The sequence below is a fragment of the Actinomycetes bacterium genome (assembly GCA_036510875.1).
Classification (GTDB): Bacteria; Actinomycetota; Actinomycetes; order Prado026; family Prado026; genus DATCDE01.
Map to the genome: position 1 here is coordinate 1 of DATCDE010000362.1, position 9,056 is coordinate 9,056.

Below are 9,056 nucleotides of genomic sequence, written 5' to 3' on the forward strand. Positions count from 1 at the left end.
CCGTAGCGAAACACTGCGACGATCTTGTCGGCGATGTGGTCCACCAGTGGGTAGACGGCGTAGGGGTGCTGGGCGACGTCCGGCATGTGCACAGAGGCCAGCGGTCGCACCTGGTCCGGTTGGCCGGTCATCCGCAGCTCGGATCCGACCAGGTCGACGTGGAAGGACGCCCACCTGGTCGTGCCCAGGTACGCCGCGATCGGCAGGCGCAGACCGGGCGCACCGGCGCCGACGGGCTGCGGCGGGCCAACCTCGAAGCGGAACCAGTCGTGCAGATCCACGGCCACGGCAGCACGCAGCTCGGCCTCGGCGACGTCGGTGGTCGTGTTGCTGTAGACGTCGACGTCGATGGTCGCGCGCACGCCGATGTCCCGGGCGAGCAGCGCGGTGGCCCCTTTGACGACCCAGGACCGGTCGTGCTGGTACAGCCGCTGCAGCAGCCGGTCGTAGGCGAACTGGCGTTGCAGCTGCGCCAGCGTCCAGGGGCCGGTCGACGCCACGGCGCGCAGCCGATCGGTCAACGCCCGCCGAAACGCCGCCGGTGACAAGTAGTACCGCCCGGTCACCGCCGGGTCCCCGCCCCGCCGGGAGACGGCCGCGCCGCCGGCGCGGCCGACCGCGCAGCACCCGGTCGGGTGCGCGCCTCGTCGAGCCAGCGGCCCGTCTCGGGGTCACCGACCAGGTCCAGCAGCCACCCCAGCAGGGCACAACCGTCGCCGCGGGGCAGACCCCTGCGGGACGCGAGCGGGCCGAGTGCGGCAGCGAACGATCCCGGGGTCTCGACCCGGCCGCGGATCGCATCCGCGATGACGTGGGCGATCGCCTCGCTGTCCTCCCGGTCGACCAGCAGGTCCGCCGCGGTCCGGGCCGGGCGCGTGACCGGCAGACCGGCCACGGTGACCCACTCGTCGGCCGTCAGTGGCCGCACGTGCAGCCGCACATCACCCCGCCGGGACTGCCGGCGCGCCGGCAGCGTGAACTCATGGACGTCCGCCGGCAGATGCCCCAACCCGAACACCGCAGCCGCGGAACGGTGCGAGACCACACCCTGATCGGCTGAGCGCTGCCAGGCAGGCACCCCCGGCGCGAGCTGCAGCCACGCCGCCCGCAGCGCGGCCAGGTCGGGCATCGGCGCCCCCCGCAGGTGGAACACCCCATGCGCGACCCGCTCCAGATCACCACGGTCGATCAGCCGGGCCATCGTGGCCGCAGACACCCCGGCCACCACCGCCTCCCGGCGGGTGACCAGCCCCCACTGATCCTCGGCGAACCGCCCAAGACGCACCAGCGCCGGCTCCCGTGTCACCCCTTCAATATAACTCAAATATGAAGTATCTCGCAGCTCCGGCGCCGACCCGGACTGGCTGCCGCCGGACGCCCGGTCTCGCCAGGACTCTCGCCGAGCGGGCCGGCGAGAATCCTGGCGACAGCGAATCAGCGCGGTCACCCGCTCGGGTGGTGTTCACAGATCGAGGGGTGACGCCGGTCTCGCCGATGCTGCACCTTGGCAGCTCAAGTCCTGGTCAGGGTCACCGGCGACCGGCGCGACGTCGCAGCCCGTACTCCTCCCTGCGGATGCGACCTTCCTCGTAGCGCTCACGCATGAGGTGGGTTGTGACCGCGATGGTCACCAAGGGGATCTTGGCGCCCACGCCGCCTCCAATGACCAGACCCGTGGGGACGAGGTCCCGCTTGAGGACGGCCACGGGAGCTGCCAGTCCGGGCGCTCAGCCCGTCGCTGCGGTTGGTGACCAGGGAAGTCCTCCCAGCTCGCCCGGAGCAGCCGTGCCTCCCCAGGGTGCGCCGTGCCGGGTCCTGCTGATCTTGACCACATCGTCTGTGGTCAAAATGTGGTCAAGATCTTCTTCGAGGGGGCCAAAGCGAAAGGCCCAGGTCTGTGACCTGGGCCTTTGCCCGTAGCCCCGACGGGATTCGAACCCGCGCTACCGCCTTGAGAGGGCGGCGTGCTAGGCCGCTACACAACGGGGCCAAACGGTGCCGCACCAGTGGACCGGTACAGCGAACGGGAGTCTACGTAGTCGTAGGCAACCTTCATCGCTGGGGTACCAGGACTCGAACCTAGACTAGCTGAACCAGAATCAGCCGGGCTGCCAATTACCCCATACCCCATGGGTGCCGGGCGAGCCCGGACGGCGTCGAGAATACCCGTCCGGTCGCCGTTCACCCAAACCCACACAGAGTTGTCAGGATGAGGACGACGTATTGCCCGTCCTGATCCTGACAAGGGTAAAGGACGGGCGAGGGCGGGAAGCTGGGCGAGCGAGGAGATCACCTGCACCCGTGGGTCCGGGTCGCCCTGGGGCGCCCTGCCGTCCGGCTCGGCGCCGGGTCGGTCCAGCCAGACCCCCGTCAACCCCGCCTCGACGGCGCCCAGCGCGTCGGCACCGTACCGGTCCCCCCACGTGCACCACGGACGACGGCGGCACGCCCAGCCGGTCGCACAGCCCCCGGAAGGTCGCCTCGGCCGGCTTGGCCTCCCCCACGTCGTCCACCCCCCAGGCTCCGACGAGCACGCCGGCCAGGCCAACGGCCTCGATCTTGCGCCGGGTGTACGCGCCGGAGACATTCGAGAACGCCGCCAGCGCCAGCCCGGCGAGGGCGTCCAGTGTCGCCGGGACGTCGTCGAAGAGCCGCCAGGACACTTCGACGTGGACGAGGTAGCCGGCGAACCAGGTGTCCGCTGCAACCGCGTCGAGCGGCTCCCCCGTGAACGCGCGGACCCGCTCACGGCGCTGCTCCTCGAAGCTCAGCTCGCCGTCCAGGTAGCGCCGGAAGTGGAGGTCCTCCGCCTCGAGCCAACGGTCCCAGTCGTCACCGTCCGCCGGCAGCCCGAGCGCGGTCGCGTGCCGCGAACCCCTCGCGACGGGCGTGGTCGTGGTCGATCAGCGTCCCGTCGACGTCGAACACCACGGCCGTGACGCTCACGCCACCCCCCTCGCACCTGTCAGGGTGAGGACGACGTCTGGCTCGTCGTCACCCTGACAGCTTGGCCAGCGCGGAGCGCAGCCGAGACAGCGACGACTCCCGGCCGAGCAGCTCCATCGACTCGAACAGCGGCGGGGACACCCGGCGCCCGGTGACGGCCACCCGCACAGGGGTGAAGGCGGTCTTGGGCTTCAGGCCCAGGCCGTCGACGAGGGACACCCGCAGGGCGCCCTCGATGTCGGCCGCGGTCCAGTGCTCGAACTGCACGAGCGCGTCGTAGGCGACCGACAGCGTGGCGGCCGCGTCGTCCGGCAGCGCCGCCACCGATGCCTCCTCCAGCTCGAGCGCGGCGTCGTCGACGAAGAGGAACCCCAGCATGCCCACCGCCTCGGTGAGCAGCGTCATCCGGGTCTGCACGAGCGGGACGGCGGCCCGCAGCAGGGCCCGCTGCTCGTCGGTCGGCTCGTCCGGCAGCAGCCCGGGGCCCTGCAGGAACGGCAGGATCCGCGCGGTGAGATCGTCCGGGTCGAGCATCCGCACGTGCTCGGCGTTGATGGCCTGACACTTCTTCAGGTCGAACCGCGCCGGGTTCGCGCTCACCCGGTCGAGGTCGAACGCCGCGGCCATCTCCGGCATGGAGAACAGCTCGACGTCGTCGCCCATCGACCAGCCCAGCAGGGCCAGGTAGTTGAGCAGGCCCTCCGGCAGGTAGCCCTCCGTCCGGTACAGGTTGAGCGAAGACTGCGGGTCGCGCTTGGACAGCTTCTTGTTGCCCTCGCCCATGACGTAGGGCAGGTGCCCGAACATCGGGGTGGCGCCCTCCGTGACGCCGATCGCCGCCAGCGCCTCGTACATGAACAGCTGCCGCGGCGTCGAGGAGAGCAGGTCCTCGCCGCGCAGCACGTGGGTGATGTGCATGAGCGCGTCGTCCACTGGGTTGACCAGCGTGTACAGCGGCTCGCCATTGCCCCGGACGATGACGTAGTCGGGCACGTGCTCGTGCGCGAAGGAGATCGGGCCGCGCACCAGGTCGTCCCAGGTCCAGTCCCGGTCAGGCATCCGCATCCGCAGCACGGGCAGCCGGCCCTCGGCCCGGAACGCCTCGCGCTGCTCGGGGGTGAGGTCGCGGTCGGCGTTGTCGTAGCCGAGCTTGGGGTCCTCGCCGCGGGCCCGGCGCCGGGCCTCGACCTCGTCGGGGGTGGAGAAGGACTCGTAGGCGAATCCGGCCTCGACCAGTCGGCGCGCGACGTCGGCGTAGACCTCGAGCCGCTGCGACTGCCGGTACGGCTCATACGGGCCGCCGACCTCGGGGCCCTCGTCCCAGTCCAGGCCGAGCCAGCCGAGCGCCTCGAGCAGCTGGTGGTAGCTGTCCTCGGTGTCCCGCGCCGAGTCGGTGTCCTCGATCCGGAACACGAAGGTGCCGCCGGTGTGCCGGGCGTAGGCCCAGTTGAACAGCGCGGTGCGGACCATGCCGACGTGCGGGTTGCCCGTCGGTGACGGGCAGAACCGGACCCGGACGTCGCTCACGCCGTCACCACCGGGTTGCTCAGGGTGCCGATCCGCTCGATGGCCACGCTGACCTTCTCCCCGTCGTGCAGCGGGCCGACCCCGGCCGGGGTGCCGGTGAGCAGGACGTCGCCGGGCAGCAGGGTCATGACCGCGCTCACGTAGGAGATCAGCTCGGGCACGCCGCGCAGCAGGTCGGAGGTGCGACCGTGCTGGCGCAGCTCGCCGTCCACCCGGCACTCGATCTCCAGGTCGCTGGCGTCGAGGTCGGTGACCACCCACGGGCCGAGCGGGCAGAACGTGTCGAAGCCCTTGGCCCGGGTCCACTGGCCGTCGCTGCGCTGCAGGTCACGGGCGGTGACGTCGTTGGCGCAGGTGTAGCCGAGAACGGCGTCGAGGGCCCGCTCGACCGGCACCTCGCGGACCAGCCGGCCGATGACCACGGCCAGCTCGGCCTCGTGGTGCACCTCGGCCGACAGGGCGGGCAGCACGATCGGGTCGTCCGGGCCGATCACCGAGGTGGACGGCTTCATGAAAATGACCGGCTCGGCCGGCGGCTCGGAGCCGCCCATCTCGCGCACGTGCTCGGCGTAGTTCTTGCCGATGGCCACCACCTTGCTCGGCAGCACCGGCGCGAGGAGCTTCACCTCGCTCAGCGGGAACCGTGCCCGGCTCAGCTCGAACGGGCCGAACGGGTGGCCGTCGATGGCGGTGATGAAGGTCCCGCCGGGCGCCTCGTCGATCTTGCCGAAGGCCACCTGGTCGGACACGGAGAATCGGGCGATACGCACGGGGGCAACGTTACCGGGCGCCGTGCTCCGACCTGTCAGGGTGAGGACGAGCTATACGTCGTCCTCACCCTGACAACTGATCAGGGGGCGGCGTCGCGACCGGCGCGCAGCAGGCCGTAGGCGACGGCGTCCTCGATCGCCATCCAGGACGCCGCAATGACGTTCTCGTGCACCCCGACGGTGTCCCACTCGGTGGCGCCGTCCGAGGTCTCGATGAGCACCCGGGTGATCGCGCCGGTGCCCTGGCTGCCCTCGAGGATGCGCACCTTGTAGTCGACCAGCTCGAGCGCCGCCAGCTCGGGGTAGATCCCCCGCAGGGCCAGCCGCAGCGCGTTGTCGAGGGCGTTCACCGGGCCGTTGCCCTCGCCGGTGGCGATGATCCGCTCGCCCCCGGCGTGCACCTTGACGGTCGCCTCGCTCACCACGGTGCCGTCGGTGCGCTGCTCGACGATGGCCCGCCACGACTCGACGGTGAAGTGCCGCTTGCGCGAGCCGAGCACCTCGTCGCGCAGCAGCAGCTCGAACGACGCGTCGGCCGCCTCGAACGTCCAGCCCCGCGACTCGAGGTCCTTGACCTTGGTGACCACCCGGGTGAGGGCGTCCCGGTCGTCGCTGAGGTCGTAGCCGAGCTCGCGGCCCTTCAGCTCGATCGAGGCCCGCCCGGCCATGTCGGAGACGAGCATCCGCATGTCGTTGCCCACCAGCGCCGGCTCGATGTGCTGGTAGAGCATCGGGTCCACCTTGACGGCGCTGGCGTGCAGGCCGGCCTTGTGCGCGAACGCCGACAGGCCCACGTACGGCTGGTGCTGGTTGGGTGCCACGTTGGTCACCTCGGACACCGCGTGCGCGATGCGGGTCATGTCGGCCAGCGCGGCGTCCGGGACGACGGGGAAGCCCTTCTTCAGCTGCAGGTTGGCTACCACGCTGAACAGGTTGGCGTTGCCCGAGCGCTCGCCGTAGCCGTTGGCGGTGCCCTGAACGTGCGTGACGCCGGCGTCCACGGCGGCCAGGGTGTTGGCCACGGCGCAGGCGGTGTCGTCGTGGCAGTGGATGCCCAGCCGGGCCGACGACGCCGCGAGCACCTCACCCACGACGTCGGTGAGCTCACCGGGCAGCATCCCGCCGTTGGTGTCGCACAGGACGGCGACGTCGGCTCCGGCATCCATGGCGACCCGCAGCACCTGCATCGCGTAGGCCGGGTTCGAGTGGTAGCCGTCGAAGAAGTGCTCGGCGTCCAGGAAGACCCGCTGGCCCTCGGCGACGAGGTGGGCCACCGTGTCCGAGATCATCGCCAGGTTCTCGTCCAGCGTCGTGCGCAGGGCGAGCTGGACGTGCCGGTCGTGCGCCTTGGCGACCAGGGTGACCACCGGTGCCCCGGACTCGCGCAGCGCGGCCACCATGGGGTCGTCGGCGGCGACGCCGCCGGGACGCCGGGTGGAGCCGAACGCACACAGCAGCGCGTTCTCCAGCTTCAGCTCGTCGCGGGCCCGGGCGAAGAACTCGGTGTCCTTGGGGTTGGCGCCCGGCCAGCCGCCCTCGATGAAGCCGACCCCGAGCCCGTCCAGGTGCCGCGCGATGGTGAGCTTGTCGGCGACCGACAGGTTCAGGCCCTCCTGCTGGGCGCCGTCGCGCAGCGTGGTGTCGTAGACGTGGAAGGCGTCCTCGACGCGTGCCATGGGGTCTCCTCAGGTCCTGCACCGGAGTTCGGCACCAGGAACCGGTGCCGAGCTCCGCTAACGAAGAAGGCCCCTCGCGGGATGCGAGAGGCCTGCGCGTCGGGGGGTCCCCGGCGCGCCTAACTAATGATGACGACGGTGCGAAGCACCCCAGCAGTGTGGCACACCCTTCTCCCCCTCCCCGCACGAAGGACCTCCAGTCGGGGAGTCAGTAGGGTCGACGGCGTGGGCGGCCTGGGTGAACGGCTGGGTGGACGGCACCGCGACCGTGTCGCCGTCGTCCGGCAGCGATGGGTGATCGGCGGGACGGCCGCGTTCGCCGTCGTGGCCCTGGGCTCGGTTGCGCTGGCCACGTGGTCCGGCGGTGGCCCCCTGCCGGCCAGCGAGGCGGCCGCCAGTCTCGGCCCGGACGAGAGCCCGACGACGACGGCGGCTGCGTCGGCCGCGACGTCCAGCACGGTGGCCGGCCCCCTCGTGGCGCCCGGGGCCAACGTGCTGGTCATCGGCGACTCGCTCGCCCTCGACCTCGACCCGGGGCTGGCGACCGCCCTGCCCGACCGCTCGGTCCGCGTGGTCGCCCAGGTCGGCCGCGGCACGGCGGCCATCCTCGGCGCGCTGCGCAACTACGCCCGGCTGGCGCCGCTGCCCTCGGTCCTCGTCGTCAGCGCCGGCACCAACGATGGCGCGCTCGCCATGGACACCTTCCGCTCTCAGGTGGACGACGTCCTGGCGCTTGCCGGCCCGCAGCGCTGCGTGCTGTGGCCGACGGTGTACCGCCGGGCCGACGTCCGAGCCGACGACGTGGCCTTCAACGCGGTGCTGGCGGAGACCGCCCAGCGCACCGCCACGCTGCGCGTGGTGGACTGGGTGGGGACCGTCAACGCCCACCCCGACTGGCTGATCTCGGACGGCGTGCACCCGAACACCCGCGGCCTGCAGGCCCGGGTCGAGCTGGTGGCCGACGCCGTCCGCGCCTGCTCGCCGCCGCTGCCGGGCGCCCACCCGGCGCCGTTCCCCGCGCTGGCCGGGGACCCCTGGTCCGGGCTCGGCCCGGCCCCCGGGATCCTCACGCCGCGGCTCAGCGGTTCGGCCGCCGGGTCGGCGGCCACGTCCGCCTCGGCCACCGGCTCGCCGACGCCGTCCGGCCGCACATCACCGACCGCGACCGGGGAGCCGTCGACGTCGAGCACGCAGCCGACGCCTGGCAGCACCGACAGCGCATCCGCCGCACCGACGACCGCCACCGGGTCAGCGTCCACCGCGGCTTCGCCGTCCGCGGCGGCGTCCTGAGCAGGCCAGCGGCAGGTCAGCGGCGGGTCAGCGGGACGGGACCGAGCGGAGCCAGCTGTGCGCGTCCGGCGCAGCGCCGGTCTGCAGGTCGAGCAGCGCCGCACGCAGCCGCATCGTCACCGGGCCGGGCTGGCCGTCGGCCACGGCCCACGAGTGGCTGGTCGACCGGACCTCGCCGACCGGGGTGATCACCGCGGCGGTCCCGCAGGCGAACACCTCGGTGATCTCGCCCGAGGCGTTGCCGGCGCGCCACTCGTCGGTGCTGATCCGGCCCTCCTCGGCGCCGAAGCCGAGATCGGCCGCGAGGGCGAGCAGCGAGTCCCTCGTCACGCCTGGCAGCAGCGTGCCGGTGAGCGCCGGCGTCATGACCCTGGCGTCCGCCCCGGAGCCGCGGACGAAGTACAGGTTCATGCCGCCCATCTCCTCGACGAAGCGGTGCTTCACGGCGTCGAGCCACACGACCTGGTCGCAGCCCTTGGCCGCAGCCTCGGCCTGGGCGATGAGCGACGCCGCGTAGTTGCCGGCGCACTTGGCCTCGCCGGTGCCACCGGGCGCCGCACGGGTGTACTCCTCGGACAGCCACACGGTCACCGGCTTGATGCCGCCCTTGAAGTAGGCACCGGCCGGGGCTGCGATGAGCATGAACAGGTAGGAGTTTGCCGGCCGCACGCCCAGCCCGACCTCGGTGGCGAACATGAACGGGCGCAGGTACAGCGAGTGGTCCGGCTCGCTGGGGACCCAGGCCGCGTCGGCCTGCACGAGTGCGTCGATCGCCTCGATGAAGAGGTCCTCGGGCAGCTCCGGCATGGCCAGCCGGCGGGCTGAGCGCTGGAACCGGCGGGCGTTC

The 9,056-nt window shown here is 72.1% G+C and carries 8 protein-coding genes and 2 tRNA genes; 1 reads left to right on the forward strand and 9 read right to left on the reverse strand.

Annotated elements, in window-relative coordinates; all coding sequences use genetic code 11:
• The 8 genes from VIM19_20850 to cimA all read right to left on the reverse strand — a co-directional run.
• Positions 1-566 (reverse strand): nucleotidyl transferase AbiEii/AbiGii toxin family protein (locus tag VIM19_20850; GenBank protein ID HEY5187285.1); only part of this gene is annotated, 566 nt, incomplete at its 3' end.
• A complete protein-coding gene (locus tag VIM19_20855) occupies positions 563-1,306 on the reverse strand; it encodes a type IV toxin-antitoxin system AbiEi family antitoxin domain-containing protein (GenBank protein ID HEY5187286.1) in 744 nt (247 codons plus the stop codon). The genes VIM19_20850 and VIM19_20855, both read right to left, overlap by 4 nt.
• A 223-nt stretch (positions 1,307-1,529) precedes the next feature.
• Positions 1,530-1,706: a hypothetical protein gene (locus VIM19_20860; protein ID HEY5187287.1), complete on the reverse strand. Its 177-nt coding sequence runs from the start codon at positions 1,704-1,706 to the stop codon at positions 1,530-1,532.
• 211 nt (positions 1,707-1,917) lie between these two features.
• A tRNA-Glu gene (locus tag VIM19_20865) sits at positions 1,918-1,990 on the reverse strand.
• A 68-nt stretch (positions 1,991-2,058) separates the two neighbouring features.
• Positions 2,059-2,130: transfer RNA gene (locus VIM19_20870), tRNA-Gln, on the reverse strand.
• Between the two features lie 864 nt (positions 2,131-2,994).
• Entirely contained in the window at positions 2,995-4,473 is a 1,479-nt protein-coding gene (gltX, locus tag VIM19_20875) for a glutamate--tRNA ligase (GenBank protein HEY5187288.1), read from the reverse strand.
• On the reverse strand, positions 4,470-5,243 hold the full coding sequence (locus VIM19_20880; protein ID HEY5187289.1) for a fumarylacetoacetate hydrolase family protein: 774 nt from the start codon (positions 5,241-5,243) through the stop codon (positions 4,470-4,472). The genes gltX and VIM19_20880 overlap by 4 nt, the downstream gene beginning before the upstream one ends.
• Positions 5,244-5,323: 80 nt before the next feature.
• On the reverse strand, positions 5,324-6,919 hold the full coding sequence (cimA, locus tag VIM19_20885) for a citramalate synthase (protein HEY5187290.1): 1,596 nt from the start codon (positions 6,917-6,919) through the stop codon (positions 5,324-5,326).
• 225 nt (positions 6,920-7,144) lie between these two features.
• On the opposite strand from cimA, the gene VIM19_20890 reads away from it, so the two are divergent.
• The gene (locus tag VIM19_20890) at positions 7,145-8,209 is read left to right on the forward strand and encodes a hypothetical protein (protein ID HEY5187291.1); all 1,065 of its coding nucleotides are present in this window, start codon (positions 7,145-7,147) and stop codon (positions 8,207-8,209) included.
• 27 nt (positions 8,210-8,236) lie between these two features.
• Here VIM19_20890 and VIM19_20895 read toward each other — a convergent pair.
• Positions 8,237-9,056: branched-chain amino acid aminotransferase (locus VIM19_20895; protein HEY5187292.1), on the reverse strand; the 820-nt coding region annotated here is incomplete at its 5' end.